This is a genomic window from Bradyrhizobium sp. USDA 4354 (assembly GCF_054060315.1).
Map to the genome: position 1 here is coordinate 4,919,662 of NZ_JBSSDC010000001.1, position 26,607 is coordinate 4,946,268.

Annotated in this window: 25 protein-coding genes; 12 read left to right on the top strand and 13 right to left on the bottom strand. The window is 65.5% G+C overall.

The genetic code is table 11. The features are described 5' to 3' along the window. Window positions 1-16: 16 nt before the first annotated feature. The 3 genes from ACVIIV_RS22750 to topA are packed head-to-tail and all read right to left on the bottom strand — an operon-like array spanning window position 17 to window position 5,581. A complete protein-coding gene (locus ACVIIV_RS22750; RefSeq protein ID WP_456746150.1) occupies window positions 17-457 on the bottom strand; it encodes a DUF983 domain-containing protein in 441 nt (146 codons plus the stop codon). Continuing rightward, entirely contained in the window at window positions 451-2,799 is a 2,349-nt protein-coding gene (gene rnr / locus ACVIIV_RS22755) for a ribonuclease R (protein ID WP_456746151.1), read from the bottom strand. Before rnr ends, ACVIIV_RS22750 begins: the two co-directional genes overlap by 7 nt. Window positions 2,800-2,818: 19 nt before the next feature. Then, on the bottom strand, window positions 2,819-5,581 hold the full coding sequence (topA, locus tag ACVIIV_RS22760; RefSeq protein ID WP_456746152.1) for a type I DNA topoisomerase: 2,763 nt from the start codon (window positions 5,579-5,581) through the stop codon (window positions 2,819-2,821). 228 nt (window positions 5,582-5,809) lie between these two features. Between topA and ACVIIV_RS22765 the strand changes: the two genes are divergently transcribed. Then, window positions 5,810-6,049 carry a hypothetical protein gene (locus tag ACVIIV_RS22765; RefSeq protein WP_211402276.1) on the top strand — a complete coding sequence of 80 codons (240 nt, stop codon included), beginning with the start codon at window positions 5,810-5,812 and terminating at the stop codon, window positions 6,047-6,049. Between the two features lie 193 nt (window positions 6,050-6,242). Here the strand turns inward: ACVIIV_RS22765 and ACVIIV_RS22770 are convergent, their stop codons facing one another. Continuing rightward, a complete protein-coding gene (locus ACVIIV_RS22770; protein WP_456746153.1) occupies window positions 6,243-6,713 on the bottom strand; it encodes a winged helix-turn-helix transcriptional regulator in 471 nt (156 codons plus the stop codon). A 121-nt stretch (window positions 6,714-6,834) separates the two neighbouring features. Here ACVIIV_RS22770 and ACVIIV_RS22775 point away from each other — a divergent pair, with 121 nt between their 5' ends. Then, window positions 6,835-7,608 carry an SDR family oxidoreductase gene (locus ACVIIV_RS22775; RefSeq protein WP_456746154.1) on the top strand — a complete coding sequence of 258 codons (774 nt, stop codon included), beginning with the start codon at window positions 6,835-6,837 and terminating at the stop codon, window positions 7,606-7,608. A 171-nt stretch (window positions 7,609-7,779) separates the two neighbouring features. Beyond that, entirely contained in the window at window positions 7,780-7,962 is a 183-nt protein-coding gene (locus ACVIIV_RS22780; RefSeq protein WP_456746155.1) for a hypothetical protein, read from the top strand. 63 nt (window positions 7,963-8,025) lie between these two features. On the opposite strand, the gene ACVIIV_RS22785 is transcribed toward ACVIIV_RS22780, so the two are convergent. After that, window positions 8,026-8,634: an FMN-dependent NADH-azoreductase gene (locus ACVIIV_RS22785; RefSeq protein ID WP_456746156.1), complete on the bottom strand. Its 609-nt coding sequence runs from the start codon at window positions 8,632-8,634 to the stop codon at window positions 8,026-8,028. An 83-nt stretch (window positions 8,635-8,717) separates the two neighbouring features. On the opposite strand from ACVIIV_RS22785, the gene ACVIIV_RS22790 reads away from it, so the two are divergent. Beyond that, entirely contained in the window at window positions 8,718-9,149 is a 432-nt protein-coding gene (locus ACVIIV_RS22790; RefSeq protein ID WP_456746157.1) for a winged helix-turn-helix transcriptional regulator, read from the top strand. Between the two features lie 211 nt (window positions 9,150-9,360). Here ACVIIV_RS22790 and dprA read toward each other — a convergent pair whose 3' ends face one another. Further along, window positions 9,361-10,503, bottom strand: a complete 1,143-nt coding sequence (gene dprA / locus ACVIIV_RS22795) for a DNA-processing protein DprA (RefSeq protein ID WP_456746158.1) — start codon at window positions 10,501-10,503, stop codon at window positions 9,361-9,363. Window positions 10,504-10,594: 91 nt separating this feature from the next. Here dprA and ACVIIV_RS22800 point away from each other — a divergent pair, with 91 nt between their 5' ends. The 3 genes from ACVIIV_RS22800 (at window position 10,595) to ACVIIV_RS22810 (ending at window position 13,411) form a co-directional block, all read left to right on the top strand. Beyond that, a complete protein-coding gene (locus ACVIIV_RS22800; protein ID WP_456746159.1) occupies window positions 10,595-11,836 on the top strand; it encodes an amidase in 1,242 nt (413 codons plus the stop codon). A gap of 70 nt (window positions 11,837-11,906) precedes the next feature. Next, window positions 11,907-12,764, top strand: coding sequence for a helix-turn-helix domain-containing protein (locus tag ACVIIV_RS22805; protein ID WP_456746160.1), 858 nt, complete (start codon window positions 11,907-11,909; stop codon window positions 12,762-12,764). Window positions 12,765-12,808: 44 nt separating this feature from the next. Beyond that, complete coding sequence (locus tag ACVIIV_RS22810) at window positions 12,809-13,411, top strand: cupin domain-containing protein (protein ID WP_456746161.1); 603 nt, start codon at window positions 12,809-12,811, stop codon at window positions 13,409-13,411. A gap of 8 nt (window positions 13,412-13,419) precedes the next feature. On the opposite strand, the gene ACVIIV_RS22815 is transcribed toward ACVIIV_RS22810, so the two are convergent. The 4 genes from ACVIIV_RS22815 to ACVIIV_RS22830 form a co-directional block, all read right to left on the bottom strand. Beyond that, entirely contained in the window at window positions 13,420-14,592 is a 1,173-nt protein-coding gene (locus ACVIIV_RS22815; protein WP_456746162.1) for a patatin-like phospholipase family protein, read from the bottom strand. 223 nt (window positions 14,593-14,815) lie between these two features. Next, on the bottom strand, window positions 14,816-15,412 hold the full coding sequence (gene plsY / locus ACVIIV_RS22820) for a glycerol-3-phosphate 1-O-acyltransferase PlsY (protein WP_456746163.1): 597 nt from the start codon (window positions 15,410-15,412) through the stop codon (window positions 14,816-14,818). A 44-nt stretch (window positions 15,413-15,456) separates the two neighbouring features. Then, the gene (locus ACVIIV_RS22825) at window positions 15,457-16,758 is read right to left on the bottom strand and encodes a dihydroorotase (protein WP_456748794.1); all 1,302 of its coding nucleotides are present in this window, start codon (window positions 16,756-16,758) and stop codon (window positions 15,457-15,459) included. 5 nt (window positions 16,759-16,763) lie between these two features. Then, window positions 16,764-17,711: an aspartate carbamoyltransferase catalytic subunit gene (locus tag ACVIIV_RS22830; protein ID WP_008548449.1), complete on the bottom strand. Its 948-nt coding sequence runs from the start codon at window positions 17,709-17,711 to the stop codon at window positions 16,764-16,766. Between the two features lie 282 nt (window positions 17,712-17,993). Between ACVIIV_RS22830 and ACVIIV_RS22835 the strand changes: the two genes are divergently transcribed. The 3 genes from ACVIIV_RS22835 (at window position 17,994) to ACVIIV_RS22845 (ending at window position 21,361) form a co-directional block, all read left to right on the top strand. After that, window positions 17,994-18,713 carry a M15 family metallopeptidase gene (locus tag ACVIIV_RS22835; protein ID WP_456748795.1) on the top strand — a complete coding sequence of 240 codons (720 nt, stop codon included), beginning with the start codon at window positions 17,994-17,996 and terminating at the stop codon, window positions 18,711-18,713. 95 nt (window positions 18,714-18,808) lie between these two features. Next, the gene (locus ACVIIV_RS22840) at window positions 18,809-20,452 is read left to right on the top strand and encodes an isovaleryl-CoA dehydrogenase (RefSeq protein WP_456746164.1); all 1,644 of its coding nucleotides are present in this window, start codon (window positions 18,809-18,811) and stop codon (window positions 20,450-20,452) included. A 138-nt stretch (window positions 20,453-20,590) separates the two neighbouring features. Further along, window positions 20,591-21,361, top strand: a complete 771-nt coding sequence (locus ACVIIV_RS22845) for a CPBP family intramembrane glutamic endopeptidase (protein ID WP_456746165.1) — start codon at window positions 20,591-20,593, stop codon at window positions 21,359-21,361. Here ACVIIV_RS22845 and ACVIIV_RS22850 read toward each other — a convergent pair. Together ACVIIV_RS22850 and ruvX are read right to left on the bottom strand one after the other, a co-directional pair. Then, complete coding sequence (locus ACVIIV_RS22850) at window positions 21,358-22,281, bottom strand: AEC family transporter (protein WP_456746166.1); 924 nt, start codon at window positions 22,279-22,281, stop codon at window positions 21,358-21,360. The genes ACVIIV_RS22845 and ACVIIV_RS22850 overlap by 4 nt on opposite strands. A 3-nt stretch (window positions 22,282-22,284) precedes the next feature. Next, entirely contained in the window at window positions 22,285-22,776 is a 492-nt protein-coding gene (gene ruvX, locus ACVIIV_RS22855; RefSeq protein WP_456746167.1) for a Holliday junction resolvase RuvX, read from the bottom strand. Between the two features lie 46 nt (window positions 22,777-22,822). Here ruvX and ACVIIV_RS22860 point away from each other — a divergent pair, with 46 nt between their 5' ends. Together ACVIIV_RS22860 and ACVIIV_RS22865 are read left to right on the top strand one after the other, a co-directional pair. Continuing rightward, on the top strand, window positions 22,823-23,050 hold the full coding sequence (locus tag ACVIIV_RS22860) for a hypothetical protein (RefSeq protein WP_456746168.1): 228 nt from the start codon (window positions 22,823-22,825) through the stop codon (window positions 23,048-23,050). A gap of 272 nt (window positions 23,051-23,322) precedes the next feature. Then, window positions 23,323-25,533 carry a DNA/RNA non-specific endonuclease gene (locus ACVIIV_RS22865; RefSeq protein WP_456746169.1) on the top strand — a complete coding sequence of 737 codons (2,211 nt, stop codon included), beginning with the start codon at window positions 23,323-23,325 and terminating at the stop codon, window positions 25,531-25,533. 85 nt (window positions 25,534-25,618) lie between these two features. Here the strand turns inward: ACVIIV_RS22865 and ACVIIV_RS22870 are convergent, their stop codons facing one another. Beyond that, the gene (locus ACVIIV_RS22870) at window positions 25,619-26,554 is read right to left on the bottom strand and encodes a cyclase family protein (RefSeq protein ID WP_456746170.1); all 936 of its coding nucleotides are present in this window, start codon (window positions 26,552-26,554) and stop codon (window positions 25,619-25,621) included. Window positions 26,555-26,607 lie beyond the last annotated feature (53 nt).

Consider the following 26,607-nt stretch of genomic DNA (forward strand, 5'->3'; position numbering starts at 1 on the left):
TTTCTTGCTTATTGCTTTACACAGGCGGAATACCATCGGGAGGGTTCTCGTCAAACCCGTGCATACGCAGAGCCCATTGCAAGCCGACCACAGCTCCCTTGACGGGCTGCAACAGCGCGAGCGAGGCGGCGAAGGTGAAGGGCAGATAGGCCGCGAAGCTGATCCAGACCGGCGTCGTGTAATTGGTCTCGATCCAGAGGATCGCGGGCACCACGACGTGGCCGACGATGACGATGACGAGATAGGCCGGCAGATCGTCGGCGCGGTGCGGCGTGAAATCGAGGCCGCATTTGGCGCAATTGTCCGCCGTCTTCAGGAAGGCGCGGAACAGCTTTCCCTCGCCGCAGCGCGGGCAACGGCCGCGAAAGCCGCGCTTCATCGCAGGCCAGACGTCGCGCTTCTCGACGAGGCCGCTCTCGCGCGTCCAGATTTTTGGGGCCGTGCTCATCGTCACCATGCCTTGCCCTTCTTGCCTTTTCCCTTGTTCTTTCCTTTGGCGCTTTTCCCCTTGCCGGACTTTTGCTTCTCCGGCTTGCGTTTTTTCTCCGGGCTGCGTCCAGGGTGCGTCTTTGATGATTTGCGCTGCGGGCGGAATGGCCTGCGCTCGCGCGGTGCGGCGTCTCCCTCCGACGACAGCAATTCGAAGCGTAGCGCGCCGGCGATGGGGGCAGCTTCAATCAGACGGACGTCAACGACGTCACCAAGCTGATACGTGGTGCCGCTGCGGGTGCCGACAAGGGCGTGACGGCTCTCGTCATAGTTGAAATATTCCGTGCCGAGGGATCGGATCGGGATCAATCCGTCGGCGCCGGTCTCGCTCAGCTTGACGAACAGGCCGGCGCGGGTGACGCCGGAGACGCGGCCCTGGAAGCTGGCGCCGATGCGGTCGGCGAGATGATGCGCGATCAGGCGGTCGACGGTCTCGCGCTCCGCTTTCATCGCGCGCCGCTCGGTCAGCGAAATATGCGCGGCGACCTCGCCGAGGCTCTCCGGCGTCTCGCTGTCGGGCAGGGCGCCTTCGCCGAGCCCGAGCGCGCGGACCAGCGCGCGGTGCACGACGAGATCGGCATAGCGGCGGATCGGCGAGGTGAAATGTGCATAGCGGCGCAGGTTCAGGCCGAAATGACCGTAGTTCTCCGCGGAATATTCCGCCTGCGCCTGGGCGCGCAGCACGACCTCGCTGACCAGCGGGTAATAGTCGTGGCCTTCGAGCTGGGCCAGCACGCGGTTGAACAGCGTCGGGCGCAGCGCGCCCGATTTGGCGAAGGGGACGTCGAGCGTCTCCAGGAACTCGCTGAGCGCGTGGACCTTCTCGAGCGTGGGCTCGTCATGCACGCGGTAGATCAGCGGCAGCGACTTCTTCTCCAGCGTCTCCGCCGCGGCGACGTTGGCGAGGATCATGAACTCCTCGATCAGCTTGTGCGCGTCGAGACGCTCCGGCACCACTACGCGGTCGACGGTGCCGTCGCTCTTGAGCAGGATCTTGCGCTCGGGCAAATCGAGATTGAGCGGATCGCGCTCGTCGCGTGCGCGCTTGGCGCAGGCGTAAGCCGCGTACAGCGGCTTCAGGATCGGATCGAGCAGGGGGCCGGTGGTGTCGTCGGGCCGTCCGTCGATCGCCGCCTGGGCCTGCGCATAGCTCAGCTTCGCGGCCGAGCGCATCAAGATGCGATGAAAACTGTGCGAGCGCTTGCGGCCGTCGGGGCCGAGCACCATGCGCACCGCGAGCGCGCCGCGCGGCTCGCCCGGCACCAGCGAGCAGAGATTGTTGGAGATGCGCTCGGGCAGCATCGGCACGACGCGGTCGGGGAAGTAGACCGAGTTGCCGCGATCGAGCGCATCACGATCGAGTGCGGTGCCCGGCCGCACGTAGAAGCTGACATCGGCGATGGCGACGTTGACGATGAAGCCGCCTCGGTTGTTGGGATCGTCGTCGGCTTGCGCATGCACCGCGTCGTCGTGATCCTTGGCGTCGGGCGGATCGATGGTGACGAGCGGGACGTCGCGCCAGTCTTCGCGCCCTTTCAGGTTAGCTGGCTCGGCGGCTTCCGCATCGCGCTCGGCGGCGGAGGAGAATTGCAGCGGAATGTCGTGGGCGTAGATCGCGATCAGGCTGATCGCCTTCTCGGACTTGACCGAGCCGAGCCTCTCCTTGACCCGTCCGGACGCCAGGCCGAAGCCGCGCGAGCGGACGATGTCGACACTAACGAGATCGCCGTCATGCGCGCCTTGCGTGTCGGCCTTCGCAATGTTCAGCTCGCGGTCGGCGAACTTCTTGTCGACGGGGACGAGCCGTCCGCCGCCTTCGGGAAGCTCGCGGAATACGCCGAGGATGCGGCTCTTGGCCTTGTCGATGACCTTGATGATGCGGCCGCGATAGGCGGGGCCTTCTGTCTCGTCGCCGCGCTCGACGCGCAGCAGCGCGCGGTCGCCGACGCCGGCGGCGGTGCCGGGCTTGGCCCGGCGCGGCATCTCGATGAGGATTTTTGGCGGCTCGCCGCTCTCGACCTCGTCCCATTCGGCGGGGGAGGCGATCAATTCGCCGTCGGAGTCGCGTCCGGTGATGTCGGCGAGCAGCGTGGGCGGCAGCGCGTCGGGCTCGGAGACCTTGTGGCGCTTCTTCTTGATGACGCCGTCATCGGCGAGCTCGCGCAGCATGCGCCTGAGCTCGGCGCGATCGGCGTTCTTCAGGCCGAACTCGCGCGCAATTTCGCGAGTTCCGACCTTTCCTGGATTTGCCTTGATGAAGGCGACGATGGCGTTCCTGTCGGGAAAGCCACGGTCATTCGTGCGTTTCACTTAACCTCTAATTCTTGATCTAAGTCTTGCCGGCACTCTTCTTGGCCGGAGCCTTGGCGGCGGCGGTCTTGGTCGGCGACGTCTTTGCGGTCGACGACACGGCGGCGCGCGCCTTGCTGGTGGATTCAGTTTTCGATTTGGCCGCGGCTTTCTTCGCGGCCGGTTTCTTCGGCTTCGGCGCGGCGTCCTCGCCGTCCGCAGCCTTCTCGGTAGCCTTTTTGGCCTTGGTGGGCTTGGCCGCCTTCTTCGCCTTGGTCTTGCCGCCGCTCTTTCCGCCCCCTTTGGCCGCGCGCTCGTCGATCAGCGCGATCGCCTGCGGCAGCGTGATCGCATCCTTTTCGAACTCGGCCGGGATCGTCGCGTTGACGCCGCCGGCCGTGACGTAGGCGCCGTAGCGACCGCTCTTGACGGTGACGGTGCCGAGGGTCGGATGATCGCCGAGCGCCTTGCCGGGATCCGCACCGAAGCGGCGGCTCGGGCCCTTTGCCACCTTCTCCGCGATCAGCGTCACGGCGCGGTTGAGACCGATGTCGAACACTTCGTCGCCGGCTTCGAGGCTCGCATAGGTTTTCTCGTGCTTCACGAACGGCCCGAAGCGGCCGAGGCCGGCGATAATCGGCTGACCGGTTTCCGGATGCTTGCCGATCTCGCGCGGCAGCGACAGCAGCTTCAGCGCAAGCTCGAGGTCGACATCGGCGGGCGAGGTGCCCTTCGGGATGCCGGCGCGCTTCGGCTTCTCGCCTTCCTCATAATCCTTCTGCTCGCCGAGCTGGATATAGGGGCCGAAGCGGCCGGCCTTGACCCAGACGTCGCGACCCGTATCAGGGTCCTGGCCGAGCGAACGGTCGGCGGTCGCCTCGCCATCGGCGGCCAGCTGACGGGTGTAGCGGCATTCCGGATAGTTCGAGCAGCCGACGAAGGCGCCGAACTTGCCGGCCTTCAGATTGAGCCGGCCGGTGCCGCAGTTCGGGCACTGCCTGACGTCGCCGCCATCAGGGCGGGGCGGATAGATGTGCGGCCCGAGCATCTCGTCGAGCACGTCCAGCACCTGCGCGACGCGCAGATCCTTGATGTCGTCGACGGCGCCGATGAAGTCGCGCCAGAAGTCCTTCAGCACCTGCTGCCAGGAGATCTCGTTGTTGGAGATGCGGTCGAGCTGCTCCTCCAGGCCGGCGGTGAAGTCGTATTCGACGTAGCGGCTGAAGAAGCTCTCCAGGAACGCGATCACGACGCGGCCCTTGTCCTCGCCGTGCAGGCGCTTCTTCTCCAGCTTGACGTAGCCGCGGTCCTTCAGGACCTGCAGGATCGAGGCATAGGTCGAGGGCCGGCCGATGCCGAGCTCTTCCATGCGCTTGACGAGGGATGCTTCCGAGAAGCGCGGCGGCGGCTCGGTGAAATGCTGGGTGACGGACAGGCTCTGCCGTTTCACGGCCTCGCCTTGGCTCATCGCGGGCAGGCGACGTGAGTCCTCGTCCTCCTCGTCGTCCCGACCTTCCTGGTAGAGCGCGAGGAAGCCGTCGAACTTCACGACCTGGCCGGTGGCGCGCAGCTCCAGCGTCCGGCCGCCGGCCTTCGCCGTGATGTCGACCGTGGTGCGCTCGAGCTCGGCGGATTCCATCTGGCTCGCGATGGTGCGCTTCCAGATCAGCTCATAAAGCTTGGCCTGATCGGCATCGAGCTTGCGGCTCATGCTGTCGGGGCGGCGGGAGAGGTCGGTCGGGCGGATCGCTTCGTGCGCTTCCTGCGCGTTCTTGGCCTTGGCCTGGTACTGGCGCGGGGCATCCGGCACATAGGCGTTGCCGTAGTCCTCGCCGATCACCTTGCGGGCCTGGGTGATCGCCTCGGGCGCGATCTGCACGCCGTCGGTCCGCATATAAGTAATGAGTCCGGTGGTCTCGCCGCCGATGTCGATGCCTTCATAGAGGCGCTGGGCGATGCGCATCGTGTGCGCCGGCGCAAAGCCGTATTTGCGGCTGGCTTCCTGCTGCAGCGTCGAGGTGGTGAAGGGAGCCTGCGGATTGCGCCGGGCGGGTTTTGCATCGACCGCGGTCACGGCATAGGCGGCTGCTTCCAGCGCCTTCTTGAAGTCCTCGGCTTCCGCGCCGGTGCCGATGTCGAGGCGCTGGATCTTCTTGCCGTCGGCGCCGACGAGGCGGGCCTCGAAGGCATCGCCGCGCGGCGTGAGCAGGGTCGCGATCAGCGACCAATATTCGCGCGGCACGAACTTCTCGATCTCGAGCTCGCGGTCGCAGACGAGGCGCAGCGCCACCGACTGCACGCGGCCGGCCGAGCGGGCGCCCGGCAGCTTGCGCCACAGCACGGGGGAAAGGGTGAAGCCGACCAGATAGTCCAGCGCGCGGCGCGCCATGTAAGCGTCGACCAGCGCGCCGTCGATCTGGCGCGGATGCTTCATCGCGTCCGAGACGGCCTGCTTGGTGATGGCGTTGAACACCACCCGCTCGATCTTCTGGTCCTTCAGCGCGCGCTTTTCCTTCATCACCTCCAGCACGTGCCAGGAGATGGCCTCGCCCTCGCGATCAGGGTCGGTGGCGAGAATCAGGCGGTCAGCGCCCTTCAGGGATTTGGCGATCTCGTTGAGCCGGCTGGCCGCCTTGGGATCGACCTCCCAGATCATCTTGAAATTGGCGTCGGGATCAACGGAACCGTTCTTCGCCGGGAGATCGCGGACATGGCCGAACGAGGCCAGAACCTCATAGGACGAGCCCAAATACTTGTTGATCGTCTTGGCTTTCGCCGGCGACTCCACAATGACGATATTCATGTAGTTCCAGTAACTTACGGGAAAATCTCAGGCCGAAAACGAAAGGACTCGGGTCGGCCGTTTCGACCCGAACATGGGTGGTGAGCCGGCCCCTGTCAAATCGGGGGATATTGAAACCCTCTGCGATGGGAAAAGTTTCATATCGAGAAAGTTGCAAAATACCACCTTGGAGTTGCGATCCATGTCGGCGTAATGTTTCCTGCGGGGCATGGATTCGGGTGGGGTCTGGTGACAAGGCCGGGAAAGAAACGGGCGCGCGCTGTATCAGGCGTGCCGGGGGGCTCGCGCAACGAGGAGCCGGGGGAGGGCGGGGCGGATGAGGCGGTGGCCTTCATCGCCGAGCAGGTGGCTGCTTTGCGCAAGCTGGCCGAGCGTCACAAGCTCGACGTGCTGCACTATCTCTTGGGGATGACGCAGCTGGAGGCCGATGAGCATCTGCGGCTGCGGACCAAGCGCAAGTTGTCGTGAGGCCCGGGTCTCTATCAATCCCGTCGCCCTTCGAGGCTCGCCAAAGAGGCGGGCGCCTCAGGGTGACGGTGATGCGGGTACGCAGTTTCAACCTCGTCATTGCGAGCGTAGCGAAGCAATCCAGACTACCTCCTCGGAACGACTCTGGATTGCTTCGCTTCGCTCGCAATGACGGTGTGGCGGCAATTCGCCGTTATCCCGCCGACCGCCGCCGTCGCGCCGGCCGCGGCTTCAGCGTGGTGTCCGCCGGGCTGAGCAGCCGCCCATCCTCGGCGCGCATTTCCAGCTTCTTCACCGGGCGGCCTTTCTCGCGGTCGACCAGGATGGTCGCGATCTCCTCGGGGCGATCGTCGAACTCCTCGCTCCATTGCCGCAGCGCGACCAGGATCGGGAAAGTGCCGCGGCCCTTGGGCGTCAGCACATATTCCTGGTATGCGCTGCCGTCGGAGGCGGGGGCAGTTTCCAGAATGCCGTGGTCGACCAGCGAGCGCAGGCGCGCCGCCAGGATGTTCTTGGCCATGCCGAGCTTGCTCTGAAACTCGCCGAAGCGGCGGACGCCGAACAGCGCCTCGCGGATGATCAAGAGCGACCACCAATCGCCGAGCGCGTCCAGCGACCGCGCGATCGGGCAGGCATCGCCCTCGAAGCTCGTTCTCTTCACCATCACCTTGGTCCTGTCGCGTTCGCACGGTCCTGCCGCCGATCACGCGCTTGTGTGGTTGCATCATAAAACCATATGCCCTAGATGGCAATCTAGTTTCATCATGCAACTACTGGAGGCGAGCGTGAGACTGAAGGACAAGACGGCCCTGATCACCGGCGGCAACAGCGGCATCGGGCTTGCGACGGCAAAACTGTTCGTGGCCGAGGGCGCCAAGGTGGTGATCACCGGTCGCAACAGGCAGACGCTGGAGGCGGCCGCCAAGGAGCTCGGGCCGAACGCGCTCGCCGTGCCTGCCGATGCCACCGACATCGCCGCCACGGAAGCTGCGATCCGGCAGGGCGCGGATAAGTTCGGCAAGTTCGACATCGTGTTCGCCAATGCCGGCATCGCCGGCGGCACGCCGCTTGGCGCGGCGACGCTCGAGGTGTTCGAGAAGGTCATCAGCACCAACCTGACCGGCGTGTTCTTCACCGTGCAGTCCGCGCTGCCTTATCTCACCGACAATGCCTCGATCATCCTCAATGGCTCGGTGATATCAGTGCTCGGCATTCCCGGTTACTCGGCTTACGGCGCCGCCAAGGCCGGTGTGCGGGCGATGGCGCGGATCATGGCCTCGGAGCTCTCGCCGCGCGGCATCCGGGTCAACGTGGTCGCACCGGGTGCGATCCGCACGCCGATCTGGGGGCCCGCGACCGCGACGCCGGAAGCCGAGAAGGCATTCGAGAAGCGGATTGCGCTGTCGACGCCGCTCGGCCGCCTCGGTGAAACGGATCATGTCGCGAAGACGGTGCTGTTCCTCGCCTCCGATGATTCCGCGCACGTGCAGGGCCAGGAAATCTTCGTCGACGGCGGCGCGGTGGCCTCCCCGAGCGGTGCGCCGATCTATCGCGGCTGATCAAATCAAGCGCAAATTGAATCGGCCGGCGCAGTGCGGTCGCGCCTGCCGGTTCCTACGTCTTGAGATGCATTGACGAGGCGTTGAACCTTCGCGCAAGCTGCAAAGACCTTTTTACGGGCAGGAGGCAGACTCATTACTTAACGGAGTCGGCACTTAACGGAGTCGGCTATGACGAAAGCAACCCGCCTTTTCTCGTCGATTTCGTCACCGCGCGTTTTCACCGAACGGTCCGCCATACCGGGCAAGCATTCCGACGCCGCCGAGCTCGTCGCCATCGCGTTGTTCTCCGGGATCGGCCTGTTCGTCTCGCTCGTTGCCGTGATCCTGGGCATGCAGGGCGTCTGGTCTTAGCGTTGCGGATCGTGCCGCCGTCAGCCGCCGCGCAATCCGGCGGCGGCCGATTTCGGCACCGCGTCAGGCCGCGTGCAGGCTAGTGGCTGCCTGAAGCGCGCCCGCAAGTGCTTTCTCGCGGTGATCCGGTCCGACCTGGATGCCGTCGGCGATGATGAACTCGGCATTGTGGATGCCCATGAAGCCGAACACACCGCGCAGATAGCTTTCGAGGTGCTCCAGCGCTGCGGCGGGTGAGCCCGCGCCGTAATAGCCGCCGCGTGAGATTGCCACGATCACGCGCTTGCCGCCGGCGAGCCCCTCAGGTCCGGTCGCGCCGTATTTGAAAGTCTTCCCCGCCACCAGGATGCGGTCGATCCAGGCCTTGAGCTGGCTCGGAATCGTGAAGTTGTACATGGGCGCGCCGATGACGACGATTTCGGCGGCCAGGAACTCCTCCAGCGCCGCCGCGCTTGCGGCAAGGTCGGGCGCGAGTTCCGCCGGCGCGGGGGCGCCTTGCGCGGCGGCGAGATGCGAGCCGGAGAGATGGGCAAGCGGCGTCTGGCTCAGGTCGCGATAGACCACCTCAAGCGAGGGCGTCGCCTGCCGGAGCCGGTCGACGATGGCGGCGGAAACCTGCCGGCTGACGGAGTGGGGGCCGAGCACGCTGGAGTCGATGTGGAGGAGTTTCATGTGGGATCACCCTGGTATAAGTTTGTAACCAGCGCTACATGAGTGACTGTCGAAATCCCCGCAAGAACGCACTTTTTTGAGCCATGGGCACATCTTTGAAACCTGAGAACACCGATTTGCCTGCTCCGTTGAGGCCAAATCCAGGGCCAAATCAGAGGCCGGATCCCAACCATGCGGACTGCCGCGGGGTCGCTTCCGTGCTGTCCCGCGTCGGCGACAAATGGAGCGTGTTCGTGATCATGATGCTGAGTGACGGACCGAAACGCTTCAACGAGCTGAAGCGGATGATCAACGGCATCTCGCAGCGGATGCTGACGTTGACGCTGCGTGGCCTCGAGCGCGATGGCCTCGTCACACGCACGATCTTCCCGACCATTCCACCGCGAGTCGATTATGAGCTGACCGATCTCGGCCGCGGCCTGTCGCGGCCCGTCGAGGCGCTCGGCAAATGGGCGAAGGACCATCTCGATCAAATCGAGGCCGCGCGCACGAAGTTCGACCAGCGTAACGAGTGAGAAGGCGCGGTTCACCCTCCCCTGGAGGGGGAGGGTCGGCTCACATTGAGCGCAGCGAAATGTGAGACGGGGTGGGGTGACAGTCTCGCCGCCGATGCAGTGCCCGAGTGGAGAGACCACCCCACCCCGCTCGCGCTGCGCGCGATCGACCCTATCCCTCAAGGGGAGGGTAAGGGGACGAGCCATCGATCGAGCCTCATTTTCAAACGCCCTACAGCAGCGACACCAGCCCGCCGCCGTGACGTTCGAGCTTTCCGGCTAGCTCGAGCTCCAGCAGCACGGTGCGCACGATTGCGGGCGAAGCGCCGGACATCCGTACGAGATCGTCGATCGAGATTGGGACCGGGCCGAGCAGGCCGGTGATCTGGTCACGGTCGTGGCCTTGCGGATCGTTCTCGAACGGCTCGCTGTCGGGCTCGCCAGCGGGGTGCATCAGCGGCCGCTCCATGATCGGCTGAACCGCATTGACGATGTCGGCGGCTTCCGTGACGAGCGTTGCGCCCTGCTTGATCAGGTCGTTGGTGCCGGCGGCGCGCGGGTCGAGCGGCGAGCCCGGGACCGCGAACACCTCGCGGCCCTGTTCGGCTGCCATGCGCGCGGTGATCAGCGAGCCCGAGCGGTGCGCCGCTTCCACCACGACCACGCCGAGCGCGGCGCCCGAGATCAGTCGGTTGCGGCGGGGAAAGTCGCGGGCGCGCGGCTCGTGGCCGAGCGGCATCTCGGAGATCGCCGCGCCGTTATGGTCGAGGATCGCGGCAAGCAGGTCGCCATGCTCGGGCGGATAGATGCAGTCATGTCCGCCGGCGAGCACGGCGATCGTGCCGCTTTCGATGCTGGTGCGATGCGCGGCCTGGTCGACGCCGCGAGCGAGGCCCGAGATGACGACGAATCCGGCTTCGCCGAGCTCGCGCGCGAGCTGGCCGGCGAACTTCAAGCCGGCGCCGGAGGCGTTGCGCGAGCCGACGATCGCGATCATCGGCCGCATCAAGGTTTTGGTGTCGCCGCGCACGGCAAGCAGCGGCGGCGCATCATCGAGCGTTGCCAGCCGCGCCGGATAGCCGTCCTCGCCAGGCGCAAGCCAGGCGATGCCGCACTTGCGGCTCGCGGCGAGCTCGGCCTTTGCCTCATCCGCACTACAGATGCGCCCCGACCGCGCCGCACCGCCGCGGCGTGCCAGATCGGGCAAACGCTCCAGCGCGGCGCGCGGGCTGCCGAAATGGTCGAGCAGCGAACGGAAGGTGCGCGGCCCGACATTGTCGGAGCGGATCAGCCGCAGGCGGTCAATGCGCTCCTGCTCGGTCAGCTCCACGCTCGGATTGATGGCGTCCACGGTGTCTCCTTGCAGGGACAGCATGGAACAACCTGAGGGCGTTGCGCAACAGGGACGTGCGCTTGCGTGGCTTCGTCGCGATGCTAAAAGCGATCACAATAAGAAGGATGTTGCCATGATCTCACTTGCCGACCTCCAGCGCCGCATCGAAGCGGGGGAGCTTTCGCCCGAGGCCGCCATCGCCCACTCGCATGCGACGATCGAGGCCAAGGAGAAGGACGTCCACGCCTTCGTCCGTCATGACAAATCCGCGAAGGCGCAAGCCTCCGGCCCGCTGCGCGGCATTGCGGTCGGCATCAAGGACATCATCGACACCGCTGATATGCCGACCGAGATGGGCTCGGAGATCTATCGCGACTGGCAGCCGCGCGCTGACGCACCTGTCGTGATGATGCTGAAGCGGGCAGGGGCCACCATCATCGGCAAGACCACCACGACAGCGTTCGCCTCGCGCGATCCGACGCCGACGCTCAATCCGCACAATCTCGGCCACTCGCCGGGCGGCTCGTCCGCGGGCTCGGCGGCGGCCGTTGGCGCCGGCATGGTCCCGCTGGCGGTGGGCACCCAGACCGGCGGCTCGGTGATCCGGCCCGCCGCCTATTGCGGGACGGCCGCGATCAAGCCGTCATTCCGGATGCTGCCGACGGTTGGTGTGAAGTGCTACTCGTGGGCGCTCGATACGGTCGGCCTGTTCGGCGCCCGGGCAGAGGATCTTGCGCGTGGTCTGCTGGCGATGACGGGGCGCACGGAGTTCGACGGCATCGCCCCGGCGAAGTCGCCGCGCATCGGCGTGGTCAGGCAGGAGTTCGCGAGCGCCGTGGAGGCTGCGGCCGAAGAGGGGCTGCAAGCTGCCATCAAGGCGGCCGAGCGCGCCGGTGCCAGCGTGCAGACCATCGATCTGCCCAAGGCGGTGCAGGAGGCCTGGCGCATCCATCCCATCATCCAGGACTTTGAGGCGCATCGCGCGCTCGCCTGGGAATTTTCCGAGCGTCACGACGAGATCGCGCCGATGCTGCGCGCCAGTCTCGATGCGACGGTCGGGCTGACGCCGAAAGAGTATGACGAGGCGCGCCGGATCAGCCGACGCGGCCGGCGCGAGCTCGGCGAGCTGTTCGAAGGTGTCGACGTGCTTCTAACCTATTCCGCGCCCGGCACGGCGCCAGCCAAGGAGCTCGCGACCACCGGCGACCCCCGCTACAACCGGCTCTGGACGCTGATGGGCAATCCTTGCGTCAACGTGCCGGTGCTGAAGGTCGGCGGCCTGCCGATCGGCGTGCAGGTGATCGCGCGCTTCGGCAATGATCCGCTCGCGCTCGCGACGGCCTGGTTCCTGGAGAAGGCGCTGGCGCGGGCGTGAGCGCGCGCCTCAACTTTATGTGAATGGGGCGGAGGCAACTGGGCCGCCGCTCGGCCGACCAATTGAACTCATGACTCTTCCGCACCGACAGGGTCCATACGGCCCACAATTCTTCGCCCCGAGCGAAAGTCTCGGCGAGATCGTCGAGGCATTTTGTGATGTCGATCTCGCGGATGCCGCGACCGCGTGCGCGCGAACGATCAAGGTGCTGCCGACGACGTCGCCGGTACTGATCGTGCATTATCGATCGCCAATGGCCTCGCAACGCGGAGTCTACAAGCGCACCGTCAACGGCATGCACACGCGCGCGGCGGCGCTGAAGCCGAGTGGTCCGGTCGGTGTTGTGCTGGTGCGGTTGAAGCCTGAGGCGGCCGATCGCGTGCTCGGGGTCAGGCCTGCCGACCTGCTCGATGCCAGCGTCGAAATCTCCGACATCTTCGGCGACAACGCGGCCGCATGGCTTGAAGAACGGCTCGCCGGGGCAGGCAGCGCAACTGCGCGCGTGACATGCATGCAGGACTTTCTCGAGCGGAGGCGGAGGTCGTCGCGCCTCGATCCGCTGGTTGCACGGGCGATGCGGGCGATCAGGCGAAATCCGGCGATCTTGATGCGCGGGCTCGCCGATCGCCTCGACATCAGCGAACGCAGCCTTCAGCGCCGCTTCAAGACCGAGACCGGTGCGAGCGCGAAGCGATTCGCACGGATCGAGCGGATGCTGCAGGCGATCGCCGCGCGCCGCTCCGGCGCCGATTGGGCCGATGTCGCGCATGCGGGCGGATTCACCGACCAGGCGCATCTGATCCGCGACTTCCGCACTTTCGCGGGAAGCTCGCCGGACGTGTTCTGCCGGCGTGCCGCGACCGACAGGGTGCAGGGGTGGAATGACGAACTCGCGTCGTCGGATTTTTACAATACGTTCCTCACTTAGCCCGCTACCAGCGCGTCTCCAGACTTCGCAAGGAGACGCAAAACATGTCGACAGAGTTCGCCCGCGGCACTCGGCTGCGCAATGCCTTCAACAAGGAGACGTTTGTCTTCTCCGGACTGCTCGACAGAAGTGACGTCGGGCGTTTCGGTGTGATCCTCGAAAAGGGCGGCTCGGGCGGCGGCAACGCACTCGTGCACGTGCATCCCGGCGCGGACGAGCACTTTGCGGTGAAGAGTGGACGCATCAAGTTTGTCGTCGACGGGCGAGAGCAGCTGGTGGACGCCGGCGGCAGCGTGACCGTGCCACGTGGCAGACCGCATTATTTCGCCAATGCCGGCGACGGTAACGCCGAGCTCGAGGTCTCGTTCGTGCCGGCGCAGCAGCATCTGCGCTTCTTCGCCAATTTCGTCACGCTCACGGTGAAGCAGCCCAAATGGTTCTCCAGCGCTGGCGATCCCAACTTCCTGCTCATCGCGCTGGTGCTACACGCCTATCGCGATCACATGTATCTTGCTGGCGTACCGATCTGGCTGCAAAAACTGCTGTTCGCCGTGCTTGCGCCGATGGCGCGCCTTGCCGGCTACCGGTTGGCGATCGAGCCGTTGCGTGTGGCGGCTGCGTCCGGAAGTTCAGGCTTTGCCGCGTAGGCGAGGGATCAGACCAGTGCCGGCTCGGCTCGCGCGGGCGCGGCATCCTGTGTCCCGACCGCACCTTGCCCGAGCCAGCGCTCGGCGGCCTCGCGGCCGCTCCGGTGCAGCAGGCGAATGAAGCCGCGGCCGAGATCGGTCGATGAGCGCTGCGCCAGGCCGTCGACGGTGTCTTCGGCCGCGATCCTGGAGAGGCGCAGCGAGGGCGCAGCATGGGCCTGCGCCCATTCGATCGCGGCGATCTCGGCATTGAGCGCGGCGTTGGCCGCGATCTGGTCGAGCCTGCGGTCGATCGCGGCGAGCGTGATCGGCACATAGCTGTCGCGCCTCGGCGTGACCTGGACGAGCAGCAGATCGGTTGCCGCCGCGTCCTGCACCAGCCGCAGCAGCGGCGGATTGCCGCCAAAGCCGCCGTCCCAATAGGCTTCGCCGTCGATCTCGACTGCACAATGGACCAGTGGCGGGCAGGTCGAGGCCAGCGCGACGTCGGCCGTGATGGCCTCGTTGCCAAAAATCTGTTGCTGCCCGTCGCGGATCCGCGTCGCCGCGATCAGCAGCTTGGGGCACCGCGCATCGCGCAAGACGGAAAAGTCGATGTCGCGCGACAGCGCCTGCCGCAGCGGATCGAGATCGAACGGATCGAACTGGCCTGAGCGCAGGGTCGGGCCGAACGCGACCGAGCTTCCCGCTGGCGAAAAGCCGCCGATCAGCATCAGCGAGCGGAACGAGGCCTCGTGCATCAGCCGGACCCAGAACCGGCTTAGTCGCGACCGGGCGCCTTCGCGGCCGCCTTCGGCCAGGCCGCAAGCGAGCAGCAGCGCATTGATGGCGCCGGCGCTGGCGCCGCTGATGGTGTCGATCGCGATATCAGGCTCTTCCAGCAGCCGCTCCAGCACGCCCCAGGTGAAGGCGGCAAAGGTGCCGCCGCCCTGTAGCGCCAGCGAGAGTTTTCGCGGCGGCCATTGGTCGGAACGCGCCTGCGCGGGCGCGACCGGTGCAGCCTTGGTGACCACGATATCGAGCGGAGCGGCGGCTTGCGCGACGGGCTCAGGCTGCGGCGCTGGCCATGAAATAGGGGCAGGCGCTGGCGCATCGGACCAGATGTTGGTCGCCGAGAGCAGCCGGCTTGCCGCGGTGCCGGAAGCACCTAGCGAACCATCTCCGTCATGCGCGCCCATCATCTCTCGCTCATTCTGAGCAACCGCGTAACGCCGTTTCCTGTGTCAGGATGACAGGCTCGGAACCCATTCGCTACAGCCTGCCGTGACTCGCAGCACAGTTGCGAACAGGATTTGGCATATAATGCGGAAAGGGTGCGGCGGTATCCGTACTTTTTCCGGCCTCAGATTCTTGTTTGACGCGTTTTCTTGACGCGAAGCGGCATCCACTTCGCTCGAAAACGCTCTAGGCCTTCTCGCCGATCCGGCTTTCCTTGCCGGCTTGCAGGCGCTTGATGTTCTCGCGATGCGCGTAGAACAGCAGCAGCGTCAGCACTGCTGCCAGTGCGGACAATGCGAGGTGGCCGAACCACCACAGGAACATCGGCGTGATGAATGCCGCCACCAGCGCCGAGAGCGAGGAGTAGCGGGTGGTGAAGGCGGTGGCCAGCCAGAGCAGGCAGAACACGACGGCACCGGGCCAGAACAGCCCGAGCAGGATGCCGATATAGACCGCGACGCCCTTGCCGCCTTTGAACTTGAGCCAGACCGGGAAGAGATGGCCGAGGAACGCGCCGAGCCCGGCCGCCATCGCGGCATTGGGGCCTGCGATGTAGCCGGCGATCACGACGGCCACGGTGCCCTTGAGGGCGTCGAACAGCAGGGTGCCCGCGGCGAGGCTCTTGCGTCCCGTGCGCAGCACATTGGTGGCGCCGATGCTGCCGGAGCCCATCGAGCGGATGTCCTGCGTGCCCGCGAGCCTGGTCAGGATCAGCCCGAACGGGATCGAGCCGAGGAGGTAGCCGATGACGAAGGCCACCGGCAAAAGTGCTTCAAGCCCCATGGCGGCAGCTCCAAAGGCCCATTCTCCGTGTCAAACGGCTCACGTCAGACATGCTCGTACACCGTCCGCCCCCCGACAATCGTGCGCACAACGCGGCCGGTAAAGCGGGCCTCGTCGAACGGGGTGTTCTTGCAGGGCGATTTGAGATCGGCGGGATCGACCACCCAGGGCGTATCGGGGTCGATCACGATGACATCGGCCGGGCTGCCGGCGCGCAGGGTTCCGCCCGGCAGCCCGAGCAGCTCGGCGGGCCGGGTCGACATCGCCCGGATCAGCGTCTTCAGTTCCATCTCGCCATTATGCACCAGCCGCAAGCCGGCCGGCAGCATGGTCTCGAGCCCGACGGCGCCGGGCGCGGCTTCCGCGAACGGCAGGCGCTTGACCTCGACGTCCTGCGGATTGTGATCGGACATGATGACGTCGAGCAGGCCGGAGGCGAGCGCCGCCACCACCGCGCGGCGGTCGTCCTCGGTGCGTAGCGGCGGCGACAGCTTCAGGAACGAACGGTAAGGGCCGATGTCGTTCTCGTTCAGCGCCAGATGGTTGATCGAGACCGAGGCGCTGACGGCGAGCCCGGCGTCGCGGGCCCGCTGGAGGACGTCGAGGGAGTCGATGCAGGTCAGCGAAGCCGCGTGGTAGCGGCCGCCGGTGAGGGCGACGAGGCGCAGATCGCGCTCCAACATGACGGCCTCGGCGGCATTCGGGATGCCCATCAGGCCGAGCCGGGTCGCGAACTCGCCCTCGTTCATCACGCCTTCGCCGACCAGGTTGGGGTCCTCGGTGTGATGCACGATCAGCGCGTCGAAGTCGCGGGCATAGGTCAGCGCGCGCCGCATCACCTGGGCGTTGGTTACGCTCTTGTCGCCGTCGCTGAAGGCGACCGCGCCGGCCGCCTTCAACAGGCCGAACTCGGTCATCTCCTCGCCATGCATGCCCTTGGTCAGCGCCGCCATCGGCTGGATGTTGACGATCGCGGTGTCGCGGGCGCGGCGCATCACGAAATCGACCGTCGCCGAATTGTCGATGACGGGCGAGGTGGCGGGCTGGCAGATGATGGTGGTGATGCCGCCGGTCGCGGCGGCCTGGCTCGCCGAGGCGAAGGTCTCGCGGTGGCTGAGGCCGGGCTCGCCGACGAAGGCGCGCATGTCGATCAGGCCCGGCGCCACGATCTTGCCGGAGCAGTTGATGATGTCGGTACCTTCGGGGACGCCGGCCGCGCCGATGCCGCGGCGGGTCTCGCGGATGGTGCCGTCGGCGATCAGGACGTCGCCGATACCGTCGAAATCCCTGCCGGGATCGACGACGCGGGCGTTGGCGAGCAGGATGGGGCGGCGATCGGTCAACATCGGCATCACGCGTTCGGCAGATTGCGGGCGAGCGCTTCCAGCACGGCCATGCGCACGGCGACGCCCATTTCCACCTGTTCGCGGATCAGGGACTGCGCGCCGTCGGCCACGATCGAGTCGATCTCCACGCCGCGGTTCATGGGACCCGGATGCATCACCAGGGCATCCGGCTTGGCGTAGGCGAGCTTCTTCTGGTCGAGCCCGAAATAATGGAAGTATTCCGATGAGGAAGGCACGAAGGAGCCGTTCATGCGCTCGCGCTGCAGCCGCAGCATCATGACGATGTCGGCGCCTTCGAGACCCTCGCGCATGTCGCGCGCGACCTCGACGCCCATCCGCTCGATGCCGGGCGGCAAGAGCGTGGAGGGCCCGACGACGCGGACGCGGGCGCCCATGGTATTGAGTAGGATGATGTTGGAGCGGGCGACGCGCGAATGCAGAACGTCGCCGCAGATCGCGACGACGAGGCCCTCGATCCGGCCCTTGTTGCGGCGGATGGTGAGCGCATCCAGCAGCGCCTGCGTCGGATGCTCGTGTGCGCCGTCGCCGGCATTGATCACGGAACCGTCGACCTTGCGCGCCAGCAGTTCCACCGCGCCGGAGGCGTGATGGCGCACCACTAGGATGTCCGGGTGCATCGCGTTCAGTGTCACGGCGGTGTCGATCAGGGTCTCGCCCTTGCGGATCGAGGACGAGGACACCGACATGTTCATGACGTCGGCACCCAGCCGCTTGCCGGCGAGCTCGAACGAGGACTGGGTCCGGGTTGAGGCCTCGAAGAAAAGGTTCACCTGCGTCCGTCCCCGCAGGACGGTGCGCTTCTTGTCAACCTGGCGGTTGAGCTCGACATATTCTTCGGACAGGTCGAGGAGGCCGCTGATGTCGGCCGCGGAAAGGCCCTCGATGCCCAGCAAATGCCGGTGGCCGAGGACGAAGGTCGATTTCGATGTCATTAAAAGCAGAGCTATAGGGGGGGATGGCGGGGGGAGCAAGGGGCAAACGGCGGGAGGCGAGTTATCCCCTGATCTGTCGGTGCGGGCGGCGCGACGTCATCCTCTCTGTCATGCCCGGGCTTGTCCCGCCTGCGCGGCCGAAGCCGCTTCGGCGAGGCGGAGGCCCGGGCATCCACGTTCTTCTATCGCATTTGACGCAAAAGAACGTGGATGGCCGGGACAAGCCCGGCCATGACGGTCGGAGGCCATAGCGTGAGATCACTTCTGATTGCGACTGTCGTGATGGCTATCGTTTCGCCTTCTCACGCCCAACCTCTCCCCGGCGGCTTCGTCTACCTGCGCGACATCGACCCCAGCATCATCCAGGACATCCGCTACGCCACATCGAACAATTTCGTCGGCCGTCCGCTCGCCGGCTACGGCGCCGGCGAATGCGTGGTGAAGCGCGAGGTGGGGCTGCGGTTGAAGGCGGTCCAGCAGGAGCTCGCCGCGCAGAACCTGTCGCTGAAAATGTTCGACTGCTACCGGCCTGCGCGGGCCTCGCTCGACATGGTGAAGTGGTCGCAGAACGGTCATGAGACCGTGGCCGAGCGGCGCTACAACCCGAAGATTCCGAAAACCGAGCTGTTCCGCCTCGGCTACATTGCGAGCCGCTCGCAGCATTCCACGGGTGCAGCGCTCGATCTCACGTTGGTCGATCTCAAAGCCGACAATTCCGGCAGATACGACCCGACAAGAACCTATGCCGATTGCACGGCGCCGGTCGGGATGCGCGCGCCCGAAGGCAGCGTCGACATGGGCACAGGCTACGACTGTACCGACGCGAAGGGCCACACTGCGGCACCATCGATCAATCCGGAGCAGCGCGCCTGGCGCAAGCGGCTGGTCAGCGCGATGGGCAGGCAAGGCTTTGTGAACTATTCGAAGGAGTGGTGGCATTTTTCCCTGCCGGGGGCGGGCGGGGCGGCCTATGATTTCCCGATCCAGCCGCGGACGAGGTAGAGTTCGATTGAAACGGAAGCAGCCGCGAGCCGGGCCACCTCTCCCAACGGGAGAGGTGGCCCGGCTCGAGCTGAGATAGATTCGATGGACGCACCATGACCCAGCCGAGCTTTGCGACCCACGAGGTCTTCAACCAGTCGCCGCCATTCGAGGACGTCGACCTGTTCGCCACGGACCGGCCGCTGGTCGAGGCGGTCAGGGCCAATGGCGGGGCTAAGGCGGAACGGGAGCTGTCGGAATTCGGCAAGCAATGGGGCTCGGCGGCAATGGCCGATCGCGGGCGCGTGGCGAACGAGAACACGCCGAAGCTGCGCACTTTCGATGCCAAAGGTAACCGGCGCGACCAAGTCGAGTTTCATCCGGCCTATCACGAGCTGATGGCGCACAGTGCACATGCGGGCGTGCACAATTCGACGTGGACGGCGGATGGAAAACCTGCTGGCGATGCCGCCGAGGTCATTCGCGCCGCGAAATTCTATATCGCCGCGCAAGTCGAGACCGGCCACCTCTGCCCGATCACGATGACGCGCGCCTCCATCGGTGCGCTGGCGATGCAGCCCGACCTGCTCGCGCGCGTGATGCCGGTGTTGTCGACGAAGAGCTACGACCCCAGCTTTGCGCCGTGGTGGCAGAAGCGTGGCATGACGCTCGGTATGGGCATGACCGAGAAGCAGGGCGGCACCGACGTGCGCGCCAACATGACGCGCGCCGTGCGCGACGGCGACGGCTATCGCATCACCGGCCACAAATGGTTCATGTCGGCGCCGATGTGCGATGCGTTCCTGGTGCTGGCGCAGGCCGATGGCGGGCTGACCTGTTTCTTCATGCCGCGCTTCGCGCCGGATGGTTCGGTCAACGCCATCCAGTTCCAGCGGCTGAAGGACAAGCTCGGCAACCGCTCCAATGCCTCGTCCGAGGTCGAGTTCATCGGCGCCTATGCGGAAGCCGTCGGCGAGGAGGGCAAGGGCATCCGCACCATCATCCAGATGGTGCAGCTGACGCGGCAGGATTGCGCGATCGCTTCCGTCGGCTTGATGCGTTCGGGCCTCGCCCATGCGCTGCATCACGCCCGACACCGCAGCGTGTTCCAGAAGCACCTCGCCGATCAGCCCCTGATGCAGGCGGTGCTGTCGGACATGGCGCTGCTTGTCGAGGCGAGCACGGCGCTCGTGATGCGGCTCTGCCGCGCCTTCGATCGCACGCCGCACGATGCTGCGGAGGCTGCGTACATGCGGCTGCTGACGCCCGCGATCAAATATTGGACCTGCAAGAGTGCGCCTCCCTTCCTCTACGAGGCGATGGAGTGCCTCGGTGGCAACGGCTATGTCGAGGACGGCATTTTGGCGCGCCACTATCGCGAGTCGCCGGTCAATGCGATCTGGGAAGGCTCGGGCAACGTGATGTGCCTCGACGTGCTCCGCGCGCTCTCGCGCGAGCCGGAGCCGGCGATGGCAGTCCTGCAATCGCTGGCGGCCGACACGAAGGGCCTGCCAGGGGCTGGTGAGGCGGTCGCGTTCATCGGCAAGTCCTTCCGCCGCCCCGACGGCGAGCGCGTCGCGCGCCTTGCGGTCGAGAAGCTGGCGCTGCTCGCCGCGGCTGCCGCGCTCAACAGCGTGTCGCCGCAGAATGCCGAATTGTTCGCCGCGACGCGCCTCGCCGCCAATCACGCCAGCATGTATGGCGCCGTCGAACTCGACAGCGGCGACGTGCGCGCGCTGCTGGAGCGGGCGCTGCCGTGAATGTTTATCACGTCATTCCGGGGCGGTCCGAAGGACCGAACTATGGTGCGCCCTTGCGCACCCGAGAATCTCGAGATTCCGGATTCGATGCTGCGCATCGGCCCGGAATGACGGTGAAGTTCCAACGAAAGTCTCCTGATGGACTCCCTCAATCCTGATCATCCGCCGCTCGTCATGACGCCGGCAGAGCACGCGCCACGTGTCTGGAAGTTCTGGGGCACGGCGCTGTGGGGGCTCTTCATCTTCGTCGCGATGTTCGTCGGGCAGATCGGCGCCGTCGCTCTGCTGACCGTGCAACGTGGTCTTCCCATGGACCTTGCCTCGCTCCAGCTCGTCGGCCATGAGCCCCAGACGCTCGCGCTTTCGGTCATCATGGGCCTGCCGGCGACGCTAGCCGCGGTCTGGCTCGCCATTCGCATCAAGAAGGCCTCTTTTGTCGACTATCTCGCGCTGCATTGGCCGTCCTGGAAGCAGCTGCTGTTCGGCGCCGTCGGCCTCGTCCTGATCGTGCTGATCTGGGAGACGATGTCGCGCGCGCTCGGCCGCGAGGCGACGCCGGGCTTCATGACCGATCTGTTGAAATCAGGACGCGACAAGGGCGCTGCGCTGTCGCTTCTGTTCGCCTTCAGCGTGGCCGCGCCGATGTCGGAAGAGATCCTGGCGCGGGGCTTCCTCTATCGCGGCTGGTCGGCGAGCTTCCTGCGCGTGCCAGGTGCGATCCTGCTGTCGTCGCTGGTGTGGACGATCGTGCACCTGCAATACGACCTGTACTTCCTCGCCGAAGTCTTCACCATCGGCCTGTGGTTCGGCTATATGCGCTATCGCGCCGGCTCGCTGTGGCTCACCATCGTGCTGCACGCGTTGAACAATCTGACCGCGGTGGGGCTGACGATGTGGCTGGGGAGCTAAGCCGCCAGCGCGATCGCCAGCGGCATCGTGATGGCCGCCAGGATCGTCTGCAGCGTGATGATCTGCGCCAGCAGCGGCGCGTCGCCGCCCATCTGGCGGGCGAGGACATAGGCACTCGACGAGGTCGGCACCGCCGAGCAGATCGCAACGATCGCCAGGCTCTCGCCCGACAGCCCGAACCAGACGGCGAGAGTGAGGGCGATTGCCGGCATCAGCACCAGCTTGAAAGCGACGCCGATCGCAGCGGCAGCGCTCGGGCGCAGCAGTCCTTCGAGATGCAGCCCCGCGCCGGTGACCAGCAGGCCGATGGCGAGCGAGGAACGGCTGAGCGCGTCGGCAACCTCGTGCCAGAGCTTCGGCAGCGGCAGGTGGACGACATTGATGAAGAGGCCGATCGCGCAGGCCCAGATCAGGGGATTTCGCACCAATGTCATGACGATGGCGCGGCCGGATTGCTTCTCGGGCGATGCGTAATGGGCGAGCACCGCGACGCTGAACACGTTGACCAGCGGAATGATTGCGACCATCGCCACGGAGGCGAGTGCCAGCCCGATATCACCGAACATGTTGGCGGCTACCGACAGCCCGACGAAGGTCTGCCAGCGCGTCGCGCCCTGGAAGATCGAGGTGAAGGCGGGGCCGTCGATACCGAGCCGCGAAAGGGCCGGGCGCAGCGCGAGGCACAGGAGTGACATTGCGAGCGCCGACAGCAGCAGCGCGCCGCCGACGCCGGCGACCGGCACCTTTGAGAGGTCCGCCTTCACCAGCGTCTGGATCAGCAGCATCGGGAACAGCACGAAATAGGTCACCCGCTCCAGCCCGTGCCATTGCGTGTCGAGCCGCATCAGGCTGCGCTTCAGCACGACGCCGAGCACGATGAGGACGAAGACCGGCAGCAGCGCCGCGACGACGACGGCCATGGATCAATCGATTCCCGGGCTGGCGCGAAGATTGGCGAGACGGTCGAGCGCGCCTTGCAGGATGAAGATCGCGGCATGCTCGTCGATCACCTCGGCGCGCTTGGCGCGGCTGACGTCCATGCCGATCAGCTCGCGCTCGACCGCCGCGGTCGAGAGGCGCTCGTCCCAGAGACCGATGGGGAGCGTGGTCAGGCCGGCAAGGTTGCGCGCGAAGGCGCGGGTGGATTGCGCGCGCGGGCCCTCGCTGCCGTCCATGTTGATGGGCAGGCCGAGCACGAAGCCGGTCGCCTTGCGCTCGGCCGCGATCGCGAGAAGACGGGCGGCGTCCTGCTTGAACGCCTTGCGGGAGATGGTCTCGACGCCGGTCGCAAGCCGACGATCGGGGTCGGACACGGCAACGCCGATGGTCTTGGTGCCGAGATCGAGCCCGACCAGCGCGCCGCGCGCGGGCCAATGGGTTGCAGCTTCGACGAGAGGCAGGATAAGAGCCGGCATGGCGTTAGCGCATATCACGCGTCACGCCGCGGAGTGAACCCGGAACATGGATGCGCTGACATTATTCGGCCTGTTCGCCGTCACGGCGATGCTGGTCACTTATGCCCTGGAGGATCGCAGCCATTGGTTCGTGCTGCTGTTCGCCGCATCCTGCGCGCTCGGCTCGGCCTATGGCTTCCTGCAAGGAGCCTGGCCGTTCGGCGTGGTCGAGGCGATCTGGTCCGTCGTGGCGCTGCGGCGTTGGCAGCTGAAGGCGACAGGAAGATGCGCGTGAAATGGTGACGCACAAACGCAACGATCATTTGTGGCAAATCTCACACGGGCGGCGTCGCAGGCCATGGCATGATGTCGCGTCCTCAGCAGCGCATGTCGATTGACGCTCTGGTTGCGGAGCGGTAAATATATAGGTCTAAAGTAGTGTGGGGCGGCGCGTGCCCCGATGTTCAGAACGATCGGCAGCGCCCGGCAGTTTGGCCCGCGCTGCAACCTTGGCGCAGATTTTCAGGCGCCGACCATGTCCATATTCGCCAAGTATTTTGAGAGGTCATGATGCTCATCAAGCCAAGCCTGATCGCGGGCTCAGAAAGGCGATTCAAGCAAGCCGAGTTCTCACCCGATGCCTTGAACCGAAAATTGGGCGACGGCCCGATCGAACTGACCGCTGAGAAGATTCGCCAGCGCCAGCGCCAGCTCCTGGCCGAGACGCAGGACGTGCAAGCGGCCGAGATCGGCCTGGAACGGATCCTCCAGGGCAATGATCTCGACGGCATCAACTATCTCGCCAAGGGGACGGCCGCCTCGCGCTCGGTCTGCCGCATTCAGCTCAGGGACCTCAAGTCGAATCTGCTCGGCTATGGCTCCGGCTTTCTGATCGGGCCCGGCCTGCTGCTGACGAACCATCATGTCTTCGGCAAGCCGGCCGAGGCGGCGAATTCGATTGCCGATTTCAACTACGAATTGGATGTTTCGGGACACGAGCGTGTGCCGGTGCGGTTCGGATTCGAACCCGGCAGATTCTTCTACACCAATGACAGGCTGGATTTCTCGGTCGTTGCGGTAGCGCCAACCTCGTTGTCAGGCCACGAGGAGCTCGAGGATTGGGGATGGCTGCCGCTGAGCGGTGCGCCCGGCAAGGCAGATCCCGGCGAGTACCTCACCATCATCCAGCATCCCAGCGGGCAGATGAAGCAGGTCTGCGTCCGCGAGAACAAGCTGCTCAAATATGTCGGCGACTTCCTCTGGTACAACACCGATACGACGGCCGGATCGTCGGGCTCGCCGGCGTTCAACCGCTTCTGGCAGGTGGTCGGGCTGCACCACAGCGGCGTTCCCCGGAAGGATGGGCAGGGTCGCACCCTGACCAAGGACGGCAAGGTGTGGAAGCCGTCGATGGACGAATCCCTGATCGACTGGATCGCCAACGAAGGCATTCGGATCAGCGCGATCGTCGCCGATCTCAAGGCTGCGGTCGGTTCTCATCCCATGATCCGGCCGGTGCTCGACGAGGAGGAGCCGCCGATCCGGGACGAGGTCGCGAAAGTCCGGCCGACGGCTGCCGCGCCTGCTTTCGGCGCCAATGCCTGGGTCGAGCAATCCCTTGACGGGACCTCGCTCGTGGTTCCAATCCGCGTGCCATTGCCCATGTTCAGGAAGGAAATTCCGATGGCTCCGCTCGCGCCCGTGCCGGGCCCTGTCGGGAGCAACGGACGGGCGCCAAACGGCGGCAAGCCGTTGATCGCCCCGCCGGCCGGCCTCTTGCCTCACATCAGTGCGAAGAACGGCCTGCCCATGGAGGCCGTGCATATCGACCAGAGCACGCTGAAATCGCGTCCCGGATACAAGGCGAATTTCCTGGGCACCGGCAAGTTCTCGGTCCCGTTGCCGAAGATCCCGGCCGCCCTCAAGTCCAGGATTGCGATGCTCAAGGGACGCTCCAAGCAGTCCGAGCTGAAATATTTCAACTATAGCGTCGTCATGAACAAGGCGCGCCGGCTCGCCTTCTTCAGCTGTGTCAATATCGACGGCGGCAAGCAGCAGGACGTCGGCAAGCGTGAAGGTGATTCCTGGCTGCGCGATCCGCGCATCGACGACGATGCCCAGATCGGCGACGAGTTCTACCGCAAGCAGGCCACTTTCGAGGCGGACCGCAGCAAGAATCCGTTCGACCGCGGTCATCTCGTGCGCCGCCTCGATGCGACCTGGGGCGACACCGTCGCCGCGGCCAAGCAGCATGGCGACGATTCCTTCCATTTCACCAATTGCTCGCCGCAATTCTTCTCGTTCAATCAGGGCAAGCAGCTCTGGGCAGGACTGGAGGACTACACGCGCGATGTCCTGCTCGAAGGCGAGGAGAAGGGCATCGTCATGAACGGCCCGGTGTTCGACGGACCGGATGCCGACGGATCCGATCTGCCCAATCCTGCCGGCCGGCCGCACAAGGATCCGAGCTTCGGCGGCGTTCAAATTCCGAAATATTTCTGGAAGATCCTGATCCGGCGCGACAAGGATGACGACGTTCTCAAGGCCGCGGCATTCCTGATGAGCCAGCGTAAGCAGGTCATGGAGATTGACCGCATCCAGGAGGCGGATCTGCTCGAGCGGATGTCCGAAGAGGATGTCAGCGTCTTCCAGGTCTCGATCGCGGATCTCGCGAAATTGACCAAGCTCGACTTCGGCAGTCTCGCCGACGCGGACTCGCACGAGGCGACCTCGGTCGGCCCGCGGCGGATCGAATCCTATGAGGACATCCGAACCTGAAGGGCGGGTCGGGTGAGGGCGGCAGTGCGCTCCGTAGAGGCACTGCAAGACCTCACCCGACTTTCTTCCAGGCCAGTCTCGGGCGTCAGCGGATCGCGATCGGGTTGATCATCGCCTGGACGCCGCCGGTCCAGCGCGGCTGTCCCAGCACGAACAGGAATTCGTAGCCCTTGTCTCTGGCGAGCGCCGCGGTGTCCATGTTTTCGAGGATGTAGGTCCCGTTCATCGCGAGCAGAATCTGGTGCACCTCGAACACGTTCTTGGATTCGAACGGCAGCACTTCGAGTCCCCAGGTGTCGGCGCCAACGGCGACGACGCCCTTGCCGGTCAGATACTTCGCGCCTTCGACGCCGAGCCCCGGCTCGCCGGCCGAATAGCGCTTGTCGTCCTTGCCGACCAGGCTGAGCCAGCCGGTGTGGAAGATGACGACGTCGCCCTGACGGATCTCGACGTTCTGCTGCTTGGCGGCTTCCTCGATTTCCTTGACGTTGAAGGCGGTGCCTTCCTTCACCACGTCGGTCTTGAAATAGGCGGCCATGTCGAGCAGCACGCCGCGCGTGACCATCGGCGGCACCTTCTCGATGCCGAGCTTCTTCAGCCCGGTCGGGTCGGCGAAATCGGCGAGCTTGTTGCCGTTGTAATAGACGTGCTCGACGCCGAGATGGCCGAGCCCGTCGAGCTGGCTGCCGACGCCGACCCAGGTGTCGAGGATGTCGTCATTGTAGGTGGCCTTGTTGGGACCAAGCCCTGGGCTGCCGGCCTGTCCGGGCTGCACCACGGTGATCTTGTAGGTGCGCGGCGGGTAGGCCGGTGTCTGCGATGTGACGGGAATGCCGAGTGCGTAGGTCTTGCCCGTCTTCACCAGCGATGCCGCCTTCACCACGAGCTCGGGCGTCATGTAGTTAGCGGCGCCGATTTCGTCGTTCGGCCCCCATTTCGACTTGGTCCAATCCTGTGCATTTGCTGTTGCTGATATCGCCGACAACGCAGCGACACAGCACAACACGAGCGTATTGCGCATCGATAGTCCTCCCAATATCTTGCCGATGTTTGGCTTCGTTATGGTTTTGCGCT